Genomic DNA, 25,158 nt, shown 5'->3' with positions numbered 1-25,158 from the left:
TCTCATGTGGGAGCGGGCTTGCTCGCGAAGGCGTCAGATCAGTCAGTATTTTTGCTGGCTGACACACCGCTTTCGCGAGCAAGCCCGCTCCCACAGGTAGATCGTGCCAAGGCTCAGCTCATTTGCTCGACCCGATCGCGCCCGCCCTGCTTCGCCGCATACACCCCCGAATCCGCGCGCAGCAGCAACGCATCCGCGCCCTCCCCCGGGCGCCAGCTGGCGATGCCGAAACTGGCCGTCACCACCCCGACCACATCCACCGGCGCACTGCGCAGGCCTTGCCACAACTCCACCGCCAGCATGTACGCATGCTCGCCGTCGATGTCTGGGCACAGCACCATGAACTCTTCACCACCGAGGCGACAGAACACATCAGTCCGCCGTAAACGATGGCCGATGCGCTCGCACACCGCCTGCAGCACCCGGTCGCCCACGGCATGGCCGTACTGGTCGTTGATGCGTTTGAAGTGGTCGATGTCGAGCATGATCACCGACAGCTCACCGCCGCCGCGCTCGACCCGGGCCATTTCGGTGGTCAGGCGTTCCTGGAAGTAGCGGCGGTTGTGGATGCCGGTCAGCGAGTCGGTGACCGACAGCGCCCGCAATTCCTCTTCCACCCGTTTCAAGTCGGAAATGTCCGAGATGTAGCCGTGCCACAGCACGCCGCCGCCCGGCAGCTCTTCCGGCGTTGCCTCGCCGCGCACCCAGCGCAGGCCGCGCTCGGGCAACTGCACACGGTATTCCTCGCGCCATGGGCTGAGGCTGTCTGCCGAAGCACGGATCGAGCTGCGCACTCGCGAGACGTCTTGTGGATGGATGCGGGTGAAAATCGCCTCGGCATTGAGCAGCAGCACGTCCGGCTCCAGCTCGTAGATCTCGCGGATGCCATCGCTGGCATAGATCACGCTGAAGCGCCCGTCGAACTCCATCTTGAATTGATAGATGCCGCCGGGCACGTGGGCGCTGAGCTTTTTCAGCAATACATCGCGCGCCGCCAGCGCTTCGTGCACGCGCTTGCGCTCGGTGATGTCGATGCAGATCGCCAGATGCCCGACCCACAAACCCTGCTCATCGAGCACCGGGGTGGCAAGCATGTTCACCGGCAGATGACTGCCGTCGCTGCGCACCAGCGTCCATTCGCGCGCCTCATGACCGCCGACCTCGCCGCCCTCGACCAGCATCGCGTGGCAGGTCGGAATGCTCTTGCCGTAACGCGCACTCAACTCCGCCGAACGCGCGGCCAGCTCTCGCGGCAGATGCAGGTTCTCCAGAGTCATGTGGCCGACCACATCAGCGCTGCTGTAGCCGAGCATCTGTTCGGCGCCGGGGTTGAAGGTGTTGATCACCCCGCGCAGGTCGGTGGCGATGATTGCCACCTGGGTTGCGGCATTCAGCACGCCACGCAACTGACCGTGGGTGCCGCGCAATTCCTGCTCGCGGGCGTGCAGTTCCTGGGTGCGCAGTTCGACCATGCGCAAGGCGCGCTGGCGTTGACTGACCAGCACGTAAAGCAGTGCGCTGAGCAACAGACTCAGCAGCGCCCCCAGCACCACCAGGCTGCTGATTGACGAATGGTTGGCCTGCAGAAACGCTTCGCTGGGCTGCATATCCACTTGATAGTCATGGTCGGCCATGCGCAACAGACGTGTGGCGGACAGATCACTGGCCCCGGCCTGGTTGGCGGACTCGTAGAGCACTTCATGCTGTTCATCGGTGGACAGGTCGAGAATGCGTACATTGAGGAAATCCTGGTGCTCCTCCGGCAGTCCGTCGGCCAGCAACTGCTGCATGCTGATCACCGCCATCACATAGCCTTGCGGCGGCCCTTTCGGCGCCCCTTCACGAGTGACCGGCGCCAGCAGCAAGACGCCCCGGGCATACGCCGGATCAATCCCCACCAGATGCAATGGCTGCGACACCACCATGTGCCCGGTGCGGTCGGCGCGTTCCAGCGTCGCCCGGCGCAGCGGTTGCGCCAGCAAGTCGTAACCCAGCGGCGTGGGCAAGCGACTGAGGCTCTGGGTGTAGATCACCGGTACGTATTCGGGGCGATCAGCGGCGGTCTGCAACTGATCGTCAGCGTTCAGTTCACGAAAGGTGAAGGTACTGAAGCCTTCGTTACGCACGGCTTGTTAGACCGCCGGGCGTTCGGCACGGCTGACCCGCGGCGCATAGGAATAGGCCTGGGTGCGTAATAGAAGCGGTTTGGCATAGCCGTCGAATTCGTTGCGTGAGACCGAATCGGAGTTGGCGAAGAAACGGCGCAGGCCGTCGAGACGCTGTTCCTGATCCTGGAAACGTTCTTCGATGCGGCTGTAACGCTCATTGGCCAGCAGCTGGAAGCGTTGGCGCAGTTGATGGTGAAACTGATTGAGGGTGGCCCAGGCGAGCAGCCCCGTGAGAATCCCGCCGGCGAGCAATACCAGCAGCGCGACCAGCCAGGCCGAGACGTCTTCGCTGATAAAACCCAGAATCTTTGGGCGCACGGGGTGCAACGACATAGGGGCAACTCACGACGCCATTGTTTCGGGGGGAAAACCCCATTGGCCATGAGTTGAGTTATAGCTATTAGCCATTAATTTGGCTAGCGCTGATCGGATCCAAGAGCCTTTAAAAATCAAGGCTCTGTGGATCCAACCAGACCGAGCGTCAACGAGCCGTGATTTTCCAGGCGCGGTGGATCTTGGTGTTACGCGCAAAATCCGGATCGATGGTCTGCGCGCTGATTTCCTCGACCGCGTAACGTTCGGCCAGGTTCTCCTCCAGCTGGAACTTGCGGAAGTTGTTGGAGAAGTACAGCACGCCACCCGGGGCTAGACGTGCCATGGCCAGGTCGATCAACTGCACCTGATCACGCTGCACGTCGAAGATGCCTTCCATGCGCTTGGAGTTGGAGAAGGTCGGCGGGTCGATGAAGATCAGGTCGTACTCGTCGCGGCTGCTTTCCAGCCACGCCATCACGTCGCCCTGCTCCAGACGGTTCTTGTCGGAGAAGCCGTTTAGCGACAGGTTGCGCCGCGCCCAGTCGAGGTAAGTCTTCGACAGGTCGACGCTGGTGGTGCTGCGGGCACCGCCCTTGGCCGCATGCACACTGGCGGTCGCGGTGTAGCAGAACAGATTGAGGAAGCGCTTACCGGCCGCCTCTTTCTGAATGCGCATGCGCATTGGCCGGTGATCGAGGAACAGCCCGGTGTCGAGATAGTCGGTGAGGTTCACCAGCAGCTTGACGCCGCCTTCGCTGACCTCATTGAACTTGCCCTGCGCCGCCTGACGCTCGTATTGCTTGGTGCCGCTCTGACGCTCGCGGCGCTTGACCACCACGCGGCTCTTGTCGACGTTCAGCGCCTGCGGGATCGCCGCCAAGGCGTCGAACATGCGCGCCGAGGCCTTTTCCGGATCGATCGACTTCGGCGCGGCGTATTCCTGCACGTGCACCCAGTCGTGGTACAGGTCGATGGCCATGGCGTATTCCGGCATGTCGGCATCGTAGACGCGGTAGCAGTCGATGCCTTCGCGCTTGACCCACTTGCTCATCGCCTTGAGATTTTTCTGCAGGCGATTGGCAAACATCTGCCCGCCTTCGCTCAGGCGCGGCTGCTCGATCACTGGCGCCGGGGCTGGCGTCGGTTTGATCGGGTTGCCGTTCTTGTTGAACTTGCGCTCCTGCGGCTCGTTCGGGGTCTGATCGTAGGCTGCTTGCTCGCGCTCGGCCTGACGCTGTTCCGGAGTACGCCGCTCGCCGGTGACGAACTGGTCCGGCAGCACCTTGATCAGCAACAGTTTGCACGGCAGCGCGCCGTTCCAGAACGAATACTGTTTGTGGCTGCGAATGCCCATGCGCTTGCCCAGATCCGGGGCGCCGGTGAACACCGCCGCTTCCCAGTTCAGGCAGGCCTGCCGCAGGCGCTCGCCAAGGTTCTGATAGAGGTAAAGCAGGCTGGCTTCGTCGCCCAGACGCTCGCCATACGGCGGGTTGCAGATCACCAGACCTTTCTGGTTCTGGTCCGGACGCGGCTCGAAGGTCGCGACTTCGCCCTGATAGATCTTGATCCACTCGCTCAGACCGGCGCGCTCGACGTTGTTGCGGCCCGGTTGAATCAGGCGCGGGTCGGCTTCGTAACCACGAATCCAAAGCGGCGGCTTGGCCAGACCGGCAGCGGCGCGTTCGACCGCTTCTTCATGGAGTTTTTTCCACAGCGCCGGAACGTGGCCGAGCCATGCGGTAAAGCCCCACTGCTCGCGGCGCAGGTTCGGCGCCATGTCGGCGGCGATCATCCCGGCTTCGACGAGGAACGTACCGACACCGCACATCGGGTCAGCCAGCGCGCCGCCTTCGGCCGCAATGCGCGGCCAGCCGGAACGGATCAGGATCGCTGCCGCGAGGTTTTCCTTCAGCGGTGCCGCGCCCTGCTGCAGGCGGTAGCCACGCTGGTGCAGGCTGTGGCCGGAAAGGTCGAGGGACAGGATCGCTTCGCCGCGATCCAGGCGCAGGTGAATACGCAGATCCGGGTTGAGCTTGTCGATCGACGGACGGTCGCCTTGCGGGGTACGCAGTTTGTCGACGATGGCGTCTTTGACTTTCAGCGCACCGAAGTGGGTGTTGTCGATGCCCGAGCCGTGGCCACTGAATTCGACGGCCAGGGTGCCGTCGGCGAGCATGTGATCCTGCCACTCGACGTCAAGCACGCCGTGGTACAGGTCTTCGGCGTCTTTCATCGGGAAGCGCTTGAGCACCAGCAGCACCCGGTTGGCCAGACGCGACCACAGGCACAGGCGATAAGCGGTTTCCATGGTCGCCATGCCACGCACGGCGGAGGTGTGCTCGCGGGCGTCTTCAAGGCCAAGCCCGACGGCTTCCTCGATGAGCAGGCCTTCAAGGCCTTTGGGGCAAGTGAGGAAGAGTTCGAAACGGTCGGACATGGTATTTCCAGAGCCTTTGGCTAGTGAACCGGCAACGCATTGCCGATCCGGTTTTCAATCAGGCGCTTTTCTAAAAGAGCGCCCGCGTGGCACGAAGGTGTGCCGTTCCATCCCCGCTGCTCGGGTTAAAAGAGCTTAGATGCAAGGACAGGTATTAAAGTTGATGAAACAAAATGACTCAAAGCAACCCTTCGTCGAATATTACCCCAGCGTAAACGTGGGTCATTCTCACTAAAGGATTAACCCCATCATCCAGTGCGGGGCCGATCATACCGGGGTTTGCTGAAAAAACGTTCATGAAACCCGTCGTTACTTATGGCTGTAGCACTATTTTCGTTACGTCCTTATGACAAAACGATCATTCCCTCGGTGTGACTCATTGGTTAGAACTGACCACAGGTTGACGTCGCAACGGCGTCAACACCTTGGCTCGCCACGCCGGCAGCGAGCCGCCCAACGGCAGAGTTTTTTCTGCCAGACCTCGGTTGAGGTCAACGCGACGAAAACAGTCAACAAGTGAGGGAAACACCCTATGAGAAGACTTAAGCGTGATCCGTTGGAAAGAGCATTTTTGCGCGGATATCAATATGGCGTTGGTGGCAAATCCCGCGAGCTTTGCCCATTTACTCTACCGTCGGTACGCCAAGCCTGGATCAACGGCTGGCGAGAAGGACGCGGCGACAACTGGGACGGTATGACCGGCACTGCGGGGATCCACAGACTCAACGAACTTCACGCCGTCGGCTGACACAGGGCACTTATTGCAACACGACAATCTGAATTTTTAGCGACTTACCATGCACGTCCTTCCCGGACGGCGGGCTACGGCCCAGGGGCTCCTTCGAGGAGCCCTTTTTTATGCCCGCAAATCATTTGAACTGCACACATAACCTGTGGGAGCGGGCTTGCTCGCGAAAGCGTCGTGTCAGCCACCGCAAATGTTGACTGAAACAGCGCTTTCGCGAGCAAGCCCGCTCCCACAATGGGATCAGCGTAAGGCAGCGATCGCGTCCACCGATTCACGAATCAGCGCCGGGCCCTTATAGATGAAGCCCGAGTAAATCTGCACCAGACTCGCACCCGCGGTGATCTTCTCGGCCGCATGCTTGCCTTCGGTGATGCCACCGGCCGCGATGATCGGCAACCGACCACCCAGCTCACCAGCCAATACCTTCACGGTATGCGTGCTCTTCTCACGCACGGGAGCGCCGGACAGACCGCCCGCCTCGTCACCGTGCTCCATGCCTTCGACGCCGACGCGACTCAGGGTGGTGTTGGTGGCGATCACTGCGTCCATTCCGGTTTCGATCAGTGCCTGAGCCACCTGCGCCGTTTCTTCGTCGGTCATGTCCGGAGCGATCTTGATCGCCAGCGGTACGTGCTTGCCGTGGCGCAGGGCCAGTTCGGCGCGGCGCGTGGCCAGATCCGCCAGCAACTGCTTGAGCGAATCACCGAACTGCAGACTGCGCAGGCCCGGGGTGTTCGGCGAGCTGACGTTGACCGTGACATAGCTGGCGTGGGCATACACCTTGTCCAGGCAAATCAGATAGTCGTCCACCGCGCGCTCGACCGGAGTGTCGAAGTTCTTGCCGATGTTGATCCCCAGCACGCCCTTGTATTTGGCCGCCGCGACCCGCGCCAGCAGGTTATCCACACCGAGGTTGTTAAAGCCCATGCGGTTGATGATCGCCTCGGCCTCCGGCAGGCGGAAGATCCGTGGTTTCGGGTTGCCCGGCTGCGGACGCGGGGTCACGGTGCCGATTTCGACAAAACCGAAACCCAGTTGCGAGAAACCGTCGATGGCCGCGCCGTTCTTGTCCAGACCAGCCGCCAGACCCACCGGGTTCGGGAAGTCCAGGCCCATGACCGTCACCGGCACGTTCGCCGGCTTCTTGCACAGCATGCCGTTGAGGCCCAAACGCCCACCCGCGCCGATCAGATCCAGCGACAGATCGTGGGAGGTTTCCGGGGAAAGTTTGAACAACAGCTGACGGGCCAGGGTGTACATGGGCGGCGATGACTCGGGCGGCGAAAAGAGGCGGCGATTATAGCCGGGCAACGTCCCCCGGCGCGAGGCACACAGGTAAATCAGCCTGACTGGCATATGCCTTGCACTTTCAGGGGTATCAGCCCACAGGCCAATGGCGGCGTGCGGGCACGAACAATGGCGTCGTTCGGAGGTTTTGCCTGGGCAAAGCCTGGGACGGCGTTTTTTTTGAAGGTGGCTTTATATGAGTGATTCGTCCGTAGGGCCGCTGGCCTGGGTCAACGGCAGTGATGCCCCGGAAAAGCGTGTGATCAACCTCGGCTTCATGGCCCTGAGCGATTGCGCCTCGGTGGTCGTGGCCGCAACACAGGGCTTTGCCCAGCCCTACGGCCTGACGATCAACCTCAAGCGCCAGGCGTCCTGGGCGACCTTGCGCGACAAACTGGTCAGCGGCGAACTGGATGTGGCCCACAGCCTGTACGGGCTGATTTACGCGGTGCACCTGGGCATCGGCGGCGTCGCCCCGAGCGACATGGCGGTGCTGATGGGGCTGAACCAGAACGGCCAGAGCCTCAACCTGTCCCACGGGTTGCAGCAACTGGGCGTGACCAGTCCTGAAGCGCTGGATCGGCAGGCGCACCAAACCCGCGCAAAACTGACCTTCGCCCAGACCTTTCCCACCGGCACCCATGCGATGTGGCTGTATTACTGGCTGGCGAGTCAGGGCATTCATCCGTTGCAGGACGTCGACAGCGTGGTGGTGCCGCCGCCGCAAATGGTCGCTCACCTGCAAGCCGGGCGTATCGATGGCTTCTGCGTCGGTGAGCCGTGGGCGGCCAGCGCCGTGCAACAGGATCTGGGGTTCACCCTCGCTACCAGCCAGAGCATCTGGCCTGACCACCCGGAAAAAGTCCTTGGCTGCACCCGCGCGTTCGTCGAGCAATACCCCAACACCGCCCGGGCGCTGGTGATGGCGATCCTCGAAGCCAGCCGCTTCATCGAGCAAAACCCGGAAAACCGCCGCAGCACCGCGCAGTTGCTGAGCGCCCCGGAGTATCTCGACGCTCCACTGTCCTGCATCGAGCCGCGTTTTCTCGGTGATTACGCCGATGGCCTCGGCAATCGCTGGCAGGACCCGCACGCCTTGCGCTTTCACGGCAACGGCGAGGTGAATCTGCCGTACCTGTCCGATGGCATGTGGTTCATGACCCAATTTCGCCGCTGGGGCCTGTTGCGCGAGGATCCCGACTACCTCGCGGTGGCCCGCCAGGTCCAACAATTGGATATCTATCGCGAAGCGGCCACCGCCGTCGGTGTCGCCGCGTGGGGCAAGGAAATGCGCAGTAGCCAGTTGCTCGATGGCAAAGTCTGGGACGGCAGCGATCCGGCTGGTTACGCCCGCAGTTTCAAGCTGCACGCCCTGAGCGACGCCGCTCCTCTGCTCGCCCGCCGCTGACAGGAGGCCGCCAATATGCTGCGCATTCTGCTGATCAACGACACCGCGAAAAAAGTCGGGCGCCTGAAGGCCGCGCTGACCGAGGCCGGTTTCGAGGTCATCGATGAGTCCGGTCTGACCATCGACCTGCCGGCCCGCGTCGAAACAGTGCGCCCGGACGTGATCCTGATCGATACCGAGTCGCCGAGCCGCGATGTCATGGAGCAAGTAGTGCTGGTCAGCCGCGACCAGCCCCGGCCGATCGTGATGTTCACCGACGAACATGACCCGGGGGTGATGCGTCAGGCGATCAAGTCCGGGGTCAGTGCCTACATCGTCGAGGGCATTCACGCCCAGCGCCTCCAGCCGATTCTCGATGTGGCCATGGCGCGCTTCGAAAGCGATCAGGCCTTGCGCGCGCAACTGCTGGCCCGCGACCAGCAACTGGCGGAGCGCAAACGCATTGAACTGGCCAAAGGGCTGCTGATGAAAATGAAGGACTGCAACGAGGAAGAGGCCTACACCCTGATGCGCCGCCAGGCCATGAGTCGCCAGCAGAAGCTGATTCAGGTGGCGGAGCAGATCATTGCCATGAGTGAGTTGCTTGGCTGAAAACCGCTGAGCGCTTGAAAAGCCCCTCACCCTAACCCTCTCCCAGAGGGAGAGGGAACTGATTGGGGGATAGCGCAATGATATGCCGACCTGAACGATGTTGGGTGAATTCATAATCGACTCGGTCATTCACGTCGCTGAACTCGTTGGAACAACTCGATCAGTCCCCTCTCCCTATGGGAGAGGGGACTGATTGGGGGATAGCGCAATGATATGCCGACCTGAACGATGTTGGGTGAATTCATAATCGACTCGGTCATTCACGTCGCTGAACTCGTTGGAACAACTCGATCAGTCCCCTCTCCCTATGGGAGAGGGGACTGATTGGGGGATAGCGCAATGATATGCCGACCTGAACGATGTTGGGTGAATTCATAATCGACTCGGTCGTTCACGTCGCTGAATTCGTTGGAACAACTCGATCAGTCCCCTCTCCCTATGGGAGAGGGGACTGATTGGGCGATAGCGCAGTGATATGCCGACCTGAACGATGTTGGGTGAATTCGTAATCGACTCGGTCGTTCACGTCGCTGAATTCGTTGGAACAACTCGATCAGTCCCCTCTCCCTATGGGAGAGGGTTAGGGTGAGGGGCTTTTGATCTTTCAAGTGTTGGCACAAATCTGGCTAAGTATTCCGCACAGGTAACCAACGGCGGTTGCCCCACCCACGACAAAGACGTCGCTCACCCCGCTCGCCCACATCGGCGAACCAGGTAGCGGCGTTTTTGCGTTTTGGCCCCACAGCCCGGGGCCGGTGGTGCGGCCGTGGCGGCGCGCCACCTGCTGTGACTCCTTTCGAGATTCTTTTCAGCTGAGGTGCGCGATGAATTCAAGCTTCTGGAAATCCGGCCACACCCCGACCCTGTTCGCAGCGTTCCTGTATTTCGACCTGAGTTTCATGGTCTGGTACCTGCTCGGCCCGTTGGCGGTGCAGATCGCCGCCGACCTGCACTTGACCACACAACAACGTGGTCTGGTGGTGGCGACACCGATTCTCGCCGGCGCGGTGCTGCGCTTTGTGATGGGCATGCTGGCCGATCGTCTGTCGCCGAAAACCGCTGGCCTGATCGGTCAGGTGATCGTGATCTGCGCGCTGTTCGGCGCATGGAAACTCGGCATCCACAGTTATGAACAGGCGCTGATTCTGGGACTGTTCCTCGGCATGGCCGGTGCTTCGTTTGCCGTGGCCCTGCCGCTGGCTTCGCAGTGGTATCCACCGCAGCATCAGGGCAAGGCCATGGGCATCGCCGGCGCCGGTAACTCCGGCACCGTGTTCGCCGCGCTGATCGCCCCGGTGCTGGCTGCGGCGTTCGGCTGGAGCAACGTGTTCGGTTTCGCCCTGATTCCATTGATCCTGACGCTGGTGCTGTTCGCCTGGCTGGCAAAAAACGCCCCGCAGCGGCCCAAGGCCAAAGCCATGGCCGACTACTTCAAGGCCCTTGGCGACCGCGACAGTTGGTGGTTCATGTTTTTCTACAGCGTGACCTTCGGCGGCTTCATCGGCCTGGCCAGCGCCCTGCCCGGCTACTTCAACGACCAATACGGCCTGAGTCCTGTCACGGCGGGTTACTACACCGCTGCCTGCGTGTTCGGTGGCAGCCTGATGCGTCCGCTCGGCGGTGCGTTGGCGGATCGCTTCGGTGGCATCCGCACCTTGTTGGCGATGTACACCGTGGCGGCAATCTGCATCGCCGCTGTCGGTTTCAACCTGCCCAGCTCCTACGCCGCACTGGCGCTGTTCGTCTGCACCATGCTCGGTCTCGGTGCCGGCAACGGCGCGGTGTTCCAGTTGGTGCCGCAACGTTTTCGCCTGGAGATCGGCGTGATGACCGGGCTTATCGGCATGGCCGGTGGCATTGGTGGTTTTGCCCTGGCGGCCGGCATGGGCGCGATCAAGCAAAGCACCGGTAGCTATCAACTGGCGCTGTGGTTGTTCGCCAGCCTCGGCGTGTTGGCGTGGTTCGGTCTGCACGGGGTCAAACGTCGCTGGAGAACCACCTGGGGTTCGGCCGCAGTGACCGCTGCGCGGGTCTGAAGCCTTCATGCCCCTGCAACTGAGCTTTGCCCAGGCCAGCGCCACCGGCCCGCGCGCGGAAAATCAGGACGCAATGCGCCTGGTGACGCCCGCCCCGGCGCTGGCCGCCAGCAAAGGCTATCTGGTCGCCATTGCCGACGGCGTAAGCCAATGCGCCGACGGCGGCCTGGCCGCACGCTCGACCCTGCAGGCACTGGCGCTGGACTACTACGCCACGCCGCAAACCTGGAGCGTGGCGCAGGCGCTGGATCGCCTGCTGCTCGCACAAAATCGCTGGTTGCAGGCCAATCGCGGCGGGCAACCGCTGCTGACCACGGTCAGCGCACTGGTCCTGCGCGGTCGGCGTTTCACCCTGGCCCACGTCGGCGATTGCCGGGTCTATCGCTGGCAGGCCGACGCTTTGCAGCGGATTTCGCAGGATCATGTCTGGGAGCAGCCGGGCATGCAGCACGTGCTCAAACGCGCGCTGGGGCTGGATCAGCATCTGGTGCTGGATTTTCTCGACGGTGACTTACGCGAGGGCGAATGTTTCGTGCTGCTCAGCGATGGCGTGTGGTCGTCTCTGGGCGATACCGCAATCGCGGCGATTCTGCGCGATCAGCCGGATCTCGATAGCGCCGCACACACGTTGGTCAACGCTGCGCATCTGGCCGGCAGTCAGGATAATGCCAGTGCGCTGCTGGTGCGGGTCGATGCGCTCGGCGAAGCGAACATCGGCGATGCGCTGATTCACTTACAGCAGTGGCCGCTGCCGCCAGCGCTGAAAACCGGGCAGATGTTCGAAGGCTGGCAGGTGCAGGGCGTTGTCGCTCAGAGCCAGCAATCGCTACTGTATCGAGTGCTGGATGGCCAAGCTCGGGGCTGGTTGTTGAAAACCCTGCCGGCGCGGCTGGCCGATGATCCCCAGGCCGGGCAAGCCTTGCTGTCGGAAGAATGGTTCCTCAAGCGTGTCGCCGGGCGGCATTTTCCTGAAATCCATGCCGGCACTCAGCGTCAGCATTTGTACTACGTGATGCGCGAATATTCCGGGATGACCTTGGCGCAGCTGTTTCAAAACAACAACCCGTTGCCGTTGGCGCAGTGGCAGGACATTGCCGAGCGCTTGCTGCGGGCGGTAGGCCTGCTGCATCGGCGGCAGATTCTGCACCGCGACATCAAGCCGGAAAACCTGCATCTGGGTGACGATGGAGAGTTACGTCTGCTGGATTTTGGTCTGGCGTACTGCCCCGGTCTGTCCGCTGACGCACCGTCAACGCTGCCGGGAACGCCCAGCTTCATCGCCCCGGAAGCCTTTCGCGGCGAGCCACCGAGTGCGCAACAGGATCTGTACGCGGTGGGCGTGACCCTGTTTTTCCTGCTGACCGGGCATTTCCCCTATGGCGAGGTCGAAGCTTTCCAGCGGCCGCGATTCGGCCTGCCGGTGAGTGCCGGTCGCTACCGCCCGGACGTGCCGGAATGGATTGCGCAGAGTCTGGAGCGTGGCGTGGCGGCGGATCCGCAACAGCGCTTCGAAACGGCTGAGGAATGGTTGCTGGTGCTGGAACAAGGGGAGCGGCGCAGTTTGAGTGTGCGACCCAGGCCTTTGCTGGAGCGTGAGCCGTTGACGGTCTGGCGGACGGTAGCATTGCTGGCTTTGCTGGGGAATCTGGTGCTGCTGGTGGTGTTGTTTCACCGCTGATACCGCTTCGCGCCCTTCGCGAGCAAGCCCGCTCCCACAGGGGATTTGTGAACGACTCGGTTCCACTGTGGGAGCGGGCTTGCTCGCGAAGAGGCCAGCCCAATCACAACAATTCTTTCTGCCTGAATGCCCCGCGAACGAGCAACCCGCGTCGATTCGGTGCAAAAAATCCCCGTCTATAACCGCTTCCGCCTAATAAACACGCCATTCTCCCACTTGGCACAACCGCTGCATTACCCGTTTCACCATACATAAAGCCCAGCCTTCAACGACGAAGGCCGGGCTTCCCGAGAGAACGGGACCAGGACAAAGGCGTCCTCGCTAGGCAACTAGCGGGACGCCTTTTTTTGTTTGCGCAACATTTGTCGAGCACGGCCTGACTGCCCACAAGAGGCCAGCCACCGCTCCCCGGAGAACCTGATGAAAAAACTCAAACTGGTGATGATCGGCAATGGCATGGCCGGGGTTCGCACCCTGGAAGAACTGCTCAAGTTGAGCAACGAGCTGTACGACATCACGGTCTTCGGTGCCGAACCGCACACCAACTACAACCGCATCCTGCTGTCGCCGGTGCTGGCCGGTGAACAGACCTTCGAAGAGATCGTGCTCAACGACCTCGACTGGTACCTGGAAAACCACATCAAGTTGCTGCTCAACCGCAAGGTGGTGCAGATCGACCGGGTCAAACGCCGGGTGATCGCCGAGGACGGCACCGAGGCTGAATATGATCGCCTGCTGATCGCCACCGGCTCGACGCCGTTCATCCTGCCGATTCCGGGCAATACCTTGCAGGGTGTGATCGGCTACCGCGACATCGCCGACACCCAGGCGATGATCGACACCGCCAAAACCCACAAGCACGCGGTGGTCATCGGCGGCGGCCTGCTCGGCCTCGAAGCCGCCAACGGCCTGATGCTGCGCGGCATGCACGTCACCGTGGTGCACATCGGCGAATGGCTGCTGGAGCGACAGCTGGACAAGACCAGCGGCCAACTGCTGCAAACGGCGCTCGAAGCCCGTGGCCTGCACTTTCGTCTGTGCGAGCAGACCCAAGCCCTGCACGACGCAGGCAACGGCCGGGTCGGCTCGGTACAGTTCAAGAACGGCGAGATCATCCCCGCCGATCTGGTGGTGATGGCCGCCGGCATCCGCCCCAATACCGAACTGGCGGAACGCGCCGGCATCCCCTGCAACCGCGGGATTCTGGTCAACGACACCCTGCAGACCTACGATCCGCGCATCTATGCCATCGGCGAATGCGCCAGCCATCGTGGCATCGCCTATGGCCTGGTGGCGCCGCTGTTCGAACAGGCCAAGGTCTGCGCCAATCACCTCGCACAACTGGGTTTCGCCCGCTATCAGGGCTCGGTGACCTCGACCAAATTGAAAGTCACCGGCATCGACCTGTTTTCCGCCGGTGATTTCATGGGCGGCGAAGGCACCGAAACCATCACCCTCTCCGACCCGATCGGCGGCGTGTACAAAAAACTGGTGATCAAGGATGACGTGCTGGTCGGCGCCTGTCTGTACGGCGATACGGCAGATGGCGGTTGGTATTTCCGACAGATTCGTGAGAATCACGCCATCGGCGAGATCCGCGATCACCTGATGTTTGGTGAAAATTCTATCGGCGACGTAGGACATCAGGGCCAGGACAAAGCCATGAGCATGGCCGACACTGCCGAAGTCTGCGGCTGCAACGGCGTGTGCAAAGGCACCATCGTCAAGGCGATTCAGGAACACGGCCTGTTCAGCGTCGATGACGTGAAGAAGCACACCAAGGCTGCCAGTTCCTGCGGCTCCTGCGCCGGGCTGGTCGAGCAGATCCTGATCAACACCGTCGGCGGCGCGGCGGACGTCAAACCGAAAAGCGAAAAAGCCATCTGCGGTTGCAGCGACCTCAACCACGGGCAGATCCGCCAGGCGATCCGCGAACAGCATCTGCTGACCATCGCCGACACCATGAGCTACCTCAACTGGCGCACCCCGAATGGCTGTGCCACCTGCCGGCCGGCGCTGAACTATTACCTGATTTCCACCTGGCCCGGCGAAGCCAGGGACGATCCGCAATCGCGCCTGATCAACGAACGCGCCCACGCCAACATTCAGAAGGACGGCACCTATTCGGTGGTGCCACGGATGTGGGGCGGCGTGACCAACCCTTCGGAACTGCGCCGCATCGCCGACGTGGCCGACAAATACAACGTACCGATGGTCAAGGTCACCGGCGGTCAGCGCATCGACCTGCTGGGGATCAAGAAGCAGGACTTGCCGGGCGTCTGGAAAGACCTCGACATGCCGTCCGGCCACGCCTACGGCAAATCCATCCGCACCGTGAAAACCTGCGTCGGCAGCGAGTTCTGCCGCTTTGGCACGCAGAACTCGACGCAGTTGGGTATCGAGCTTGAGCACGACCTGTTCAACATGTGGTCGCCGCACAAGGTGAAACTCGCTGTCTCCGGATGCCCACGCAACTGCTCGGAAGCGGGGATCAAGGACGTAGGAATCATCGGTGTCGACTCCGGCTGGGAGATGTACATCGGCGGCAACGGCGGGATCAAGACCGAAGTCGCCGAGTTCTTCGTCAAGCTGAAAACCGCCGAGGAAGTTCGTGAATACAACGGCGCGTTCCTGCAGCTGTATCGCGAAGAAGCCTTTTACCTCGAACGCACCGTGCACTACCTGCAACGGGTCGGCATGGAGCACATCAAGCAGGCCGTGCTTGAAGATCCGGAGCGGCGCAAGGCCCTGAACGAGCGTCTGCAGTTCTCCCTGTCGTTCGAACAGGACCCGTGGAAAGAGCGTCTGGCGCAGCCGCAACTGAAGAAAGAATTCGAGGTGATCCCCGTGAAAAACCTGGAGGTGCCGGCATGAATTGGCTCGATATCTGTGCCCTGGAAGAGATCAACGCCCTCGGTTCGCGGATCATTGCCGGGCCGAAAGGCGACATCGCGATTTTTCGTACAAGCGACGACGAAGTTTTCGCCCTCGACGACCGCTGCCCGCACAAGGGCGGGCCGCTGTCACAAGGTTTGATCTACGGAAAACGCGTGGCCTGCCCGCTGCACAACTGGCAGATCGACCTGCAAACCGGCGAGGCTCAGGCCCCGGACATCGGCTGCGCGCACCATCATCCGGCCCGGGTCGAAAACGGCCGCGTGCAGTTGGCACTGCGGGATGCGGTCTGATGAACCGCCAGACGACCGCCTCGACCTGCTGCTACTGCGGCGTCGGCTGCGGCGTGCTGATCGAGCATGACGGCGAGCGCATTCTCGGCGTCAGCGGCGATCCGGCGCATCCGGCCAACTTCGGCAAATTGTGCAGCAAAGGCTCGACCCTGCACCTGACCGGCGATCTGGCCGCCCGGGCGCTGTACCCGGAGCTGCGTCTGGGCAAAGGCCTGGCGCGCAGTCGCTGCGACTGGAATACGGCGCTGGATCACGCGACCCAGGTCTTTGCCGAGACCATCGCCGAACACGGCCCGGACAGCGTGGCGTTTTACATCTCCGGACAGTTGCTGACCGAAGACTATTACGCCTTCAACAAATTGGCGCGAGCGCTAGTCGGGACCAACAACATCGACAGCAATTCCCGGCTGTGCATGTCGTCGGCAGTGGTCGGTTACAAGCGCAGCCTCGGCGCCGATGCGCCGCCGTGCAGCTATGAAGATCTGGAGCTCAGCGATTGCGTGATGATCGCCGGCAGTAACATGGCCTACGCCCACCCGGTTCTTTTCCGACGCCTTGAAGAGGCAAAATCGCGCCGACCGCAGATGAAGGTCATCGTCATCGACCCCCGACGCACCGACACCTGTGAGCTGGCGGACCTGCATCTGGCAATTTTGCCCGGCACCGATGTCGCTCTGTTCCATGGGATTTTGCATCTGCTGCTGTGGGAAGACTGGATCGACCGCGACTTCATCAGGGCGCACACCGACGGTTTGCCTGAACTGAAAAATCGGGTGCGCGATTACACCCCGCAAATGGTCGCGCAACTGTGCGGGATCAGTGTCGAGCAATTGCAGCAGTGCGCGGAATGGGTGGGCACGGCGCCAAGTTTCCTGTCGCTGTGGTGCATGGGCCTGAATCAGTCCACCGCTGGCAGCGCGAAAAACAGCGCGCTGATCAATCTGCACCTGGCCACCGGGCAGATCGGCCGGCCAGGCGCAGGACCTTTCTCGCTGACCGGTCAGCCAAATGCCATGGGCGGGCGGGAAACCGGCAGCCTGTCCAATTTGCTGCCCGGTCACCGGGAGGCAGCCAACCCCGAACACCGCGCCGAAGTGGCAGCCTATTGGGGCGTCGATCAACTGCCTGAAAACATTGGACTGAGCGCCATCGAGCTGTTCGAGCGGATGCGCAGCGGCCAGATCAAGGCGCTGTGGATTGCCTGCACCAACCCCGCACAGTCCATGCCCGATCAACACGCGGTTCGCGAGGCGCTGCAGGCCTGCCCGTTCGTGGTGTTGCAAGAAGCCTTCCGCACCACCGAAACCGCCGCCTTCGCCGACCTGTTGTTACCCGCTGCCAGTTGGGGCGAAAAGGAAGGCTCGGTGACCAACTCCGAACGGCGCATTTCCCACGTGCGCCAGGCCATTCTCCCACCCGGTGAAGCGCGGCCGGACTGGGCGATCACCGTGGATTTCGCACAACGGCTGGAGCAACGTCTGCGTCCGCAACAACCAAGCCTGTTTGCTTTCGAGCATCCGGCGCAGTTGTTCGACGAATACAAGCAACTGACCCGTGGACGCGATCTGGACCTGTCGGGCATCAGCCATCAATTGATCGATGAACTGGGACCGCAGCAGTGGCCCTTCCCCACCGGGGCCCGAAAAGGCACCGCGCGTTTGTATGGCGACGGGATTTTTCCCACGGCCAACGGTCGTGCGCAGTTTGTTGCCGATCCTTATCGCGCGGCCAAAGAACAACGCGATGCACGGTTTCCGCTGACCCTGATCACCGGCCGTCTGCGCGATCAATGGCACGGTATGAGCCGCACCGGCACCGCAGCGCAATTGTTCGGGCATGTCAGCGAAGCGCTGTTGAGCCTGCATCCGGACGAAATGCGCCGTCATCGTTTGCAGCCGGGAGATCTGGTCAATCTGAAGAGTCGACGCGGTGCGGTGATTGTGGCTGTCGGCAGCGACGACGGCGTGCGTCCGGGTCAGGCTTTTTTGCCGATGCACTGGGGCGAGCGCTTTCTCAAGGGCGGAGTAAACAGCCTGACCCTGGCGGCCTTCGACCCGCTGTCGAAGCAGCCCGAACTCAAGCACAGCGGCGTGCGTCTGGAACCGGTGAATCTGCCATGGCAGCTCTTCGCACTCATCGAGGGCGATGTTCAACGGCATTTCGAGACACTACGACCCCTGTGTGAGGCGTTTTCCTACGTCAGCCTCAGCCTTGCCGGACGTGAACGGCCCGCGCTGCTGATACGCGCTGCCAGCGTCACGGCGCCGGAGCCGCAACTGCTGCGCGATATCGATCAGTGTCTGGCGCTGCTCGACGGGCCGGTGCTGGCCTACGACGACCCGCGTCGCGCCATCGGCAAACGGGTACGCATCGAAAACGGCCGCATCACCGCGATCCGCCTGGCCGGCGAAACCCTGGCCCGGCATTGGCTGCAGGGGCTATGGCTGGAGGGCCGCGCCGATGAACAACTGCGACGCTGGCTGCTGGCGCCGATGAGTGCGCCGCCGGGCAGTGCCGGTTTGCAGGCCAATCCGGGAAAAACCCTATGCAACTGCCAAAACGTCAGCCACAGCGCGGTGTGTGCCGGGATTCGCCAGGGTCTCGATCTGCAAGGCCTCAAACGACAACTGGGATGCGGCACGCAATGCGGTTCGTGCGTCCCGGAAATCAAACGATTGCTGGCGGCCGATCTGCAGCCGGTATCCAGCTGATAAGGAAAACACCATGAATGCAAAAGTCTGGCTGGTGGGTGCAGGTCCCGGTGATCCCGAACTGCTGACGCTCAAAGCGGTGCGCGCATTGCGTGAAGCGCAGGTGGTGTTGATTGACGATCTGGTCAATGCCGCGGTGCTGGAGCATTGCCCCACCGCGCGAATCATTGCCGTGGGCAAACGCGGCGGCTGTCGCTCGACACCGCAGGCGTTCATCCATCGGCTGATGTTGCGTTATGCGCGCCAAGGCAACTGCGTGGTGCGGCTCAAGGGCGGTGACCCGTGCATTTTCGGTCGTGGCGGCGAAGAGGCGCAGTGGTTACGCGAACGTGGGATTGAGGTCGAGTTGGTCAACGGTATTACCGCCGGACTCGCCGGCGCGACGCAATGCGATATTCCGCTGACGTTGCGCGGTGTGGCGCGCGGGGTGACGCTGGTGACCGCGCACACCCAGGACGACAGTCAATTGAACTGGCAGGCGTTGGCGCGAGGTGGGACGACACTGGTGATTTACATGGGGGTGGCCAAGCTTGGCGAGATTCGCGATCAGCTATTGGCCGGCGGGATGGCGGCAGATACGCCGGTGGCGATGATCGAGAATGCCTCTCTGCCAGAGCAGCGTGAGTGCCGCACTGATCTGATGAGCATGAGTGACGACGCCTGCCGGTTTGAGCTCAAGAGCCCGGCCATACTCGTCATCGGCGCAGTGGCTGCCATTGCAGAGCAAAGGATCGCAGTCTCCGGCAGCTCCCGCAAGGGAACTGTGTACGCCCTGTAAAGCCAAATCGCAGGCAAAGAAAAGCCCGGCCTGAGCCGGGCTTTTCTCGTAGCGGCAGCTAATTACTTAGCTTGAGCTTCAACCTGCGCTTCTACGCGACGGTTAACAGCACGGCCAGCTTCGGTTTTGTTGTCAGCAACTGGGCGGGATTCGCCGTAGCCGATCGACTGAACGCGGGACGACTCAACACCGTACTGCTGGGTCAGAACCTGCTTAACGGCGTTTGCACGACGCTCGGACAGTTTCTGGTTGTAAGCGTCAGGACCGACGGAGTCAGTGTGACCTTCAACAGTGGTGTGAGTGGCTGGGTACTGCTTCATGAAGTCAGCCAGGTTCTTGATGTCAGCGTAGCTGTTTGGCTTGACGACCGACTTGTCGAAGTCGAACTTCACGTCCAGCTCTACACGAACAACTTCAGCAACTGCTGGGCAGCCATCAGCGTCAACAGTTACGTTGGCTGGGGTGTCCGGGCACTTGTCAACGTTGTCGCAAACGCCATCGTTGTCGCTGTCGGAGCAGACTTCAGCCGGAGCTGGAACTGGAGCAGCAGCTGGCTTGCCGCCGCCACCGAAGTTCACACCCAGACCAACCGATGGAGCGTAGTCCCAACGGCCGTTGTCCAGTTTGTAGTCAGCTTCTACGCCAGCACGGGCGAAGAAGTTTTCAGCGAAGTAGTACTTAACGCCAGCGCCAGCAGTCAGGAAAGTCGACTGGTCGCGACCGGTGTGGCCGTCAGCAGCTACGTTGGTCAGGTTGCCGTGCTTAACACCACCTTCAACGTAAGGACGCAGAGCGTCGCCAGCGTTGTTGAAGTGGTACTGAGCGGTCAGACCGAAGTTGTCACCGCGCAGTTTCTGGCTACCGGTACCGTCGTTCGAACGGGTGTGGTTGTTACGATCCCAGCCGAAGTTGATCGAGACGTCGTCGGTCAGGAAGTAACCGATTTTGGCGCCTGGGTTGAAGCCGTCTTCGACATGATCAATGCTGTCGTTGTACTGCTTCTTGTAGTTGATCTCGCCTTCAACTGCGCCTTGGCCTTGTGCCAGTGCGCCGAACGAAGTAGCGGCAATAAGAGAACCAATGGCCAAGCCCAAGGTGTTTTTCAGTTTCATCCGTTAAATCCCCATCTGGTGATTGTGAAGCAGTCCCGCAAACCGGGGGACAACTCGGCGGCAAGTCTATCAGAACTTGCCTACACGTAAGAGATATTTGCGCTGAACTAAGTTTCAGCAATGCCTGCAAATTTCTCACGCAATTTGTCTAGAGCACGTTTGTACCGCATTTTTGTCGCACTCAAACCCATGTGCATGATGTCTGCGATCTCCTGAAACTCCAGCTCTGCGACAAATCGTAGCACCAGAATTTCACGGTCAATCGGGTTCACATACACCAGCCAGCGATCGAGTCCGCCCTTCTCCTCGGGTTTCGGCGCCTTTTCTTCCGACGCTTCTTCCAGCGGGTCCAGACTCAAGGCGTCCATCAAGCGACGCTTTCGCCGTTCCTTCCGATACTGCGTGATGCATTCGTTATACGTGATGCTGTAGAGCCAGGTTTTGAACTTCGATTTCCCCTCGAAGTTCTTCAGGCCGTACAACACCTTAAGCATCACTTCCTGACAGACATCGTCTGCGTCGCGATCGTTCCCAAGATATCTCGCACAAACGTTAAATAATGTTCGCTGGTAACGCCGCATCAGCTCTTCATAGGCGCGCGTCACGTGAAACAGCTCGGTATGCGAGCGCGCGACCAACTCCTCATCAGAGAGCTCACGGGGGTCATAGCGCGTGGATAGCGTTTGGGCTTTATTCAAAACAAGTCGTGCCGACAGTCAGGTCAATGTCCGCCGCACCCCTCTCAGGGCATTTTGCGGCGGCATACATTAGCAGGGTTTGCCGGGTTAGCGGCTACTCACATGCTGTTCCAGCAGGATCCGATTGGAGAGTGAGACTAGCTCACCCTCATCGGTCAGCAATGTGGTTTTAACCGTGCCGATCTCTTCGATCTGGCCTTCGACCTCGCCAACACGCACTTGTTGCCCAACCTGATACAACTCACGCACATAGATTCCCGCAAGAATCTGACCGGCAATTTCCCGGCTTCCCAAACCCATGGCCAGCGCAACGGCCAGACCAACGGTAATCAATACGATGACAATCACATGGTTCAGCAGGTCAGTCTTGACCTCGAGCTGGCTGATCGCGACCGAGATACTGATGATGATCACCAGCCCCTGGGCGATTCGGCCCAAACCCGAAGCGTAGTCCAGCCCTACGCCTTCTGCCGCTCCGCGCACCAGGCCGTTGGCCAATTGCGCGAGCAAAACACCCACCAGCAACACCAGCGCGGCGCCGAAAACCTTCGGCAAATACAAGGCCAGCATGTCCAGCGTAGCTGAAACTCGCTCAAGTCCAAGGGACTCTGCTGCAGAAACCAGGAAAATCAGCAGAACGAACCAGTAAACAATCTTCCCGATCAAGGTTGAGATCGGCACTTGCAGGCCGGCCCGCGACATCAACTTGGTCAGGCCGGTGCCGCCCATCAGGCGATCAAGGCCCGGTTTGGCGAGCAATTTGGACAGCAAGGTATCGAGCAGCTTGGCCACCACGAAACCCAACAGCAGCACCACCAGTGCGCCGAACAGGTTCGGGATGAAGTTGGCGACTTTGGTCCACAACGCAGTCATTGCAGTGACGAGGCTCTGAGTCCAGAGATCAAGTTCCATATTCAATCAGCCTTATCAGCAGTGCGTGCAGTAGTTTTACGAAGACGGGAAACCGGCGAGACGTGGGCCGATCCGTTATTCAGGGCGATCATCAGCGCGGGCAGCCAGCGGCCCAGCAGGCTGAACAGATCACCGGCGCCCACCAGGCGGTTGGCGGTTTTGAGTACGCGACCCAGGCATGCGTCGTCGTCACGGCTGGACGGCGAGGCGTTGAGCATGTCGCGCAAAGACTGTTCAAACGGATCGTGCATACGCACCTCTCGTGATGTCTGTGAAAGACGCGGGCAAATTTGGTCGGGTCACATGTTGCATCTTCACACCCAGCGCAAACGGCGGAATAACCACCATTGACCGAAGGCCATCGCCAGCACCGTCAGACAGGCAATCAGGAAACCATAAGGGCTGCTCGAGAACGGAATGCCGCCCACATTGATGCCCAGCAGGCCGGTGAGAAAACTCATCGGCAAAAAGATGCAGGTGATGATGCCGAAGCGGTACATCGTGCGATTCATGCGCACGTTCAAACGCCGGTCTTCGGCCTCCAGCACAAGCCCCATGCGCTCTCGGGTCAATTCCAGCTCTTCGAGATAGCGCGTCAGGCTGTTGTTCAATTCGTTCCAGTAGTCAGCGTCATCGTCGACAAACCACGGCAGTTTTATCCGGGTCAGTTGTCCGAAAATATCCCGCTGCGGTGCCAGAAAACGCTTCAGTCCGGCCGCCCGGCGGCGGATGTGCAAAATCGAGCCATGCTCGGGGGTATACCGTTCGTCGGCATCCAGTTTTTCTTCCTCTTCATCGACCAGTTCCGACAGGCAGGTGACCAGATCCTGCACCTTGTTGGTAAGGAATTGCGCCAGATACAGGATCAGTTCAGATGAGGTTTTCGGGCCTTTGCCTTCGCTTAGCAGCGCCAGCAGCTCATCGGTGGCACGCAGCGGACGCAAACGCAGCGAGATGACCCGTTGCGCCGACGCGAAAATCCGCACCGAGACCATGTCTTCCGGCTCGGCGCCGGGGTTGAGGTTGACCCCGCGCAGAAACAGCAGAAGTTCGGCATCCGGCAACGGCAACAGGCGTGGCCGGGTGTTCTCTTCCAGCAGCAGGTCGCAGGCAAATTCATTCAGGCCGCTGGATTTGCGCAGCCAGGTCTGGGTTTGCGGATGGCTGCGATCCCAATGCAGCCACAGGCTCTCATGGGCCTGCAGCTGCAGATCGTCGAGCTCAGTCCGGGCAATCGAACGCGCACCGCCTTTACCGTCCAGCACCAGGGCATGCACCAGCCCCCACTGCGCGTTTTCTTCCTCGAACATCCGCATCCCTTTGTCGAAAAACTTATTCAGGCATCTGCAGCGGACTTGGCGAAACGATCACGCCGTTGTTGTCCGCATAGATGTAGTGGCCCGGGTGGAACGTCACGCCGGCGAAAGTCACCGGTACGTTGAGATCGCCGATACCGCGCTTTTCGGTTTTCATCGGATGGCTGGCCAACGCCTGAACGCCGAGATCGGTCTGGGCAATAACGTCGACGTCACGGATACAACCGTAGATGACCATCCCTTCCCAGCCGTTTTTCGCGGCTTTCTCGGCGATCATGTCGCCCAGCAGCGCGCGCCGCAGCGAACCGCCGCCATCGACCACCAGCACCTTGCCGTTACCCTTGAGTTCGGCTTGCTCTTTGACCAGCGAGTTATCTTCGAAACATTTGATGGTCACGATTTCGCCGCCGAAGGAATCACGGCCGCCGAAATTGCTGAACATCGGTTCCAGCACCTGCACCAGCTCCGGATAGGCGTCGCACAGGTCAGGCGTGAGGTAATGGTTCATCGAAAAACTCCTGTAAAAAGGAAGACGATCAAGGATGTCGCACTCTTTTGAAACGAGTCCCGGCGGTCGCTGTTTACCTTAGTTCATGCAATGGTCGCTGAACGAACCTGAACAAACGCTGAAACGTAATAGCTAAACAGCCACCAAATATGACCAGAACCGCACAATGCGTCATATCTTAGCCGCAAGCCGACCTGAACGAAATGCCCTTTTCAGAGCCCCGGACTCAGACCGCAGCGGCAAGATCCGGCTTGTCGCCGAGCAACGGCGTCTGCTGATCGTTCAACCAGCGTGCCACCAGCGGCCAGACCTCGGCCTGCGCCGCCTTGCTCACCAACATCTCGACATGCCCGAAGTTGTCGCTGAAACCCTGCTCGCGCCCCAGATTGACGAACTGTTTGTGCTCGGAGCCGATCTGCTCGAACAGTTTGCGACAGGCCCACGCCGGATCCTGATGATCGCCCGCCGCGGTCACTGCCAGCACCGGCACCTGAACCTCGGCCAGGCCGGCCCACCAGTCCTTGTCCTTGTCGCCAAAACGCCCGAACAAGCCGTACCAGCGCATGCTCTCCAGCGCCAGCCCGATCGGCTCGTCTTCCGGGCCGCGCTTGAGGCGTGAGCCGGACAACTGCGCGAAACGCTTGAGAATGAAGCGCCCGCTCCACTCCACCGGCGGAATCTTCAGGGGCCAGTACGTGCGGCTGACCTGCGTGCCGAAAAACGCCGCCGAGGCCACGGCCGGCTCGCCGAGGTATTCGCCACCCAGCGCCGCCGCCAGCGTGATGCCGCCCAGCGAATGGCCGATCCAGTGCGGCACCTGCCCGCTCTGCTCACGCACGAACGCGGCAATCGCCGGCAGATCGTAACGGGCGTAGTCGGCCACGCGGTTGCGCCGGTAGTCCTCGTTGCGCTGCGACAGGCCGTGACCGCGCATCTCCGGGATCCACACGTCGAAGCCCAGACGGGTCAGGTACGCACCCAACCCGAGGCCCTTGGGGGAAAACCAGAAGCGCCGATTGGAAAAACTGCCGTGCAACAAAATCACCGGCACGCCGCGTGGTGTCGTGTCGTCGGCCATGCCCAAGCGGGTCACGGCGATTTCCACGGACCAGTCGGGACTGTTGCCGGGTTTGAGTCGATACACATCTTCGCTCAGATCACCGCGACGTTCGGCGCTGATCAGGGCGACAGGAAACAGGTTGCTGCTGCTTTGCATAATGCTCTTGCACAAAAAAGGGCGGCATCTACAGGAGCCCGCCCTACTTCA

18 protein-coding genes and 1 pseudogene are annotated in these 25,158 nt (G+C 61.0%); 9 read left to right on the top strand and 10 right to left on the bottom strand.

Annotation, left to right across the window (positions count from 1 at the left end; all coding sequences use genetic code 11):
• Window positions 1–113: 113 nt before the first annotated feature.
• Together E3Z29_RS12100 and rlmKL are read right to left on the bottom strand one after the other, a co-directional pair.
• Window positions 114–2,501: pseudogene (locus E3Z29_RS12100) on the bottom strand (diguanylate cyclase).
• Window positions 2,502–2,649: 148 nt separating this feature from the next.
• Window positions 2,650–4,920, bottom strand: coding sequence for a bifunctional 23S rRNA (guanine(2069)-N(7))-methyltransferase RlmK/23S rRNA (guanine(2445)-N(2))-methyltransferase RlmL (gene rlmKL, locus E3Z29_RS12095; protein WP_027613280.1), 2,271 nt, complete (start codon window positions 4,918–4,920; stop codon window positions 2,650–2,652).
• A gap of 532 nt (window positions 4,921–5,452) precedes the next feature.
• On the opposite strand from rlmKL, the gene rmf reads away from it, so the two are divergent.
• On the top strand, window positions 5,453–5,668 hold the full coding sequence (gene rmf / locus E3Z29_RS12090; RefSeq protein WP_003223300.1) for a ribosome modulation factor: 216 nt from the start codon (window positions 5,453–5,455) through the stop codon (window positions 5,666–5,668).
• A gap of 240 nt (window positions 5,669–5,908) precedes the next feature.
• Here the strand turns inward: rmf and E3Z29_RS12080 are convergent, their stop codons facing one another.
• Entirely contained in the window at window positions 5,909–6,928 is a 1,020-nt protein-coding gene (locus tag E3Z29_RS12080; RefSeq protein ID WP_134785856.1) for a quinone-dependent dihydroorotate dehydrogenase, read from the bottom strand.
• A 223-nt stretch (window positions 6,929–7,151) separates the two neighbouring features.
• On the opposite strand from E3Z29_RS12080, the gene E3Z29_RS12075 reads away from it, so the two are divergent.
• The 8 genes from E3Z29_RS12075 to cobA all read left to right on the top strand — a co-directional run bounded on the left by E3Z29_RS12075 (window position 7,152) and on the right by cobA (window position 19,345).
• Window positions 7,152–8,363: a CmpA/NrtA family ABC transporter substrate-binding protein gene (locus E3Z29_RS12075; RefSeq protein ID WP_134785855.1), complete on the top strand. Its 1,212-nt coding sequence runs from the start codon at window positions 7,152–7,154 to the stop codon at window positions 8,361–8,363.
• Window positions 8,364–8,378: 15 nt separating this feature from the next.
• Entirely contained in the window at window positions 8,379–8,954 is a 576-nt protein-coding gene (locus tag E3Z29_RS12070; RefSeq protein WP_027613283.1) for an ANTAR domain-containing response regulator, read from the top strand.
• Between the two features lie 824 nt (window positions 8,955–9,778).
• Window positions 9,779–10,990: a NarK/NasA family nitrate transporter gene (locus tag E3Z29_RS12065; protein ID WP_027613284.1), complete on the top strand. Its 1,212-nt coding sequence runs from the start codon at window positions 9,779–9,781 to the stop codon at window positions 10,988–10,990.
• A gap of 7 nt (window positions 10,991–10,997) precedes the next feature.
• A complete protein-coding gene (locus E3Z29_RS12060) occupies window positions 10,998–12,668 on the top strand; it encodes a bifunctional protein-serine/threonine kinase/phosphatase (protein WP_134785854.1) in 1,671 nt (556 codons plus the stop codon).
• 420 nt (window positions 12,669–13,088) lie between these two features.
• Window positions 13,089–15,542 carry a nitrite reductase large subunit NirB gene (nirB, locus tag E3Z29_RS12055; protein ID WP_134785853.1) on the top strand — a complete coding sequence of 818 codons (2,454 nt, stop codon included), beginning with the start codon at window positions 13,089–13,091 and terminating at the stop codon, window positions 15,540–15,542.
• Window positions 15,539–15,856 carry a nitrite reductase small subunit NirD gene (nirD, locus tag E3Z29_RS12050; RefSeq protein ID WP_027613287.1) on the top strand — a complete coding sequence of 106 codons (318 nt, stop codon included), beginning with the start codon at window positions 15,539–15,541 and terminating at the stop codon, window positions 15,854–15,856. The genes nirB and nirD overlap by 4 nt, the downstream gene beginning before the upstream one ends.
• Window positions 15,856–18,567 (top strand): nitrate reductase, encoded by a 2,712-nt coding sequence (locus E3Z29_RS12045; RefSeq protein WP_134785852.1) that lies wholly within the window; start codon window positions 15,856–15,858, stop codon window positions 18,565–18,567. The genes nirD and E3Z29_RS12045 overlap by 1 nt, the downstream gene beginning before the upstream one ends.
• Window positions 18,568–18,580: 13 nt before the next feature.
• Entirely contained in the window at window positions 18,581–19,345 is a 765-nt protein-coding gene (gene cobA / locus E3Z29_RS12040) for a uroporphyrinogen-III C-methyltransferase (protein WP_134785851.1), read from the top strand.
• Between the two features lie 62 nt (window positions 19,346–19,407).
• Here the strand turns inward: cobA and E3Z29_RS12035 are convergent, their stop codons facing one another.
• From E3Z29_RS12035 to E3Z29_RS12005, 7 genes are all read right to left on the bottom strand, one after another.
• Window positions 19,408–20,457: an OmpA family protein gene (locus tag E3Z29_RS12035; protein WP_027613290.1), complete on the bottom strand. Its 1,050-nt coding sequence runs from the start codon at window positions 20,455–20,457 to the stop codon at window positions 19,408–19,410.
• 107 nt (window positions 20,458–20,564) lie between these two features.
• On the bottom strand, window positions 20,565–21,155 hold the full coding sequence (gene sigX, locus E3Z29_RS12030) for an RNA polymerase sigma factor SigX (protein WP_011333251.1): 591 nt from the start codon (window positions 21,153–21,155) through the stop codon (window positions 20,565–20,567).
• An 87-nt stretch (window positions 21,156–21,242) separates the two neighbouring features.
• On the bottom strand, window positions 21,243–22,067 hold the full coding sequence (locus E3Z29_RS12025; protein WP_134785850.1) for a mechanosensitive ion channel domain-containing protein: 825 nt from the start codon (window positions 22,065–22,067) through the stop codon (window positions 21,243–21,245).
• 2 nt (window positions 22,068–22,069) lie between these two features.
• Window positions 22,070–22,318 carry a CrfX protein gene (locus tag E3Z29_RS12020; RefSeq protein ID WP_134785849.1) on the bottom strand — a complete coding sequence of 83 codons (249 nt, stop codon included), beginning with the start codon at window positions 22,316–22,318 and terminating at the stop codon, window positions 22,070–22,072.
• A gap of 63 nt (window positions 22,319–22,381) precedes the next feature.
• Window positions 22,382–23,377, bottom strand: coding sequence for a zinc transporter ZntB (locus E3Z29_RS12015; protein ID WP_027613291.1), 996 nt, complete (start codon window positions 23,375–23,377; stop codon window positions 22,382–22,384).
• Window positions 23,378–23,399: 22 nt separating this feature from the next.
• On the bottom strand, window positions 23,400–23,891 hold the full coding sequence (rraA, locus tag E3Z29_RS12010) for a ribonuclease E activity regulator RraA (protein ID WP_098967958.1): 492 nt from the start codon (window positions 23,889–23,891) through the stop codon (window positions 23,400–23,402).
• Window positions 23,892–24,117: 226 nt separating this feature from the next.
• On the bottom strand, window positions 24,118–25,107 hold the full coding sequence (locus E3Z29_RS12005; RefSeq protein WP_027613293.1) for an alpha/beta fold hydrolase: 990 nt from the start codon (window positions 25,105–25,107) through the stop codon (window positions 24,118–24,120).
• Between the last annotated feature and the right edge of the window lie 51 nt (window positions 25,108–25,158).

This window comes from Pseudomonas sp. S150 (assembly GCF_004526365.1).
Lineage (GTDB): Bacteria > Pseudomonadota > Gammaproteobacteria > Pseudomonadales > Pseudomonadaceae > Aquipseudomonas > Aquipseudomonas putida_A.
This window is presented reverse-complemented; position numbering and strand designations above follow the sequence as displayed.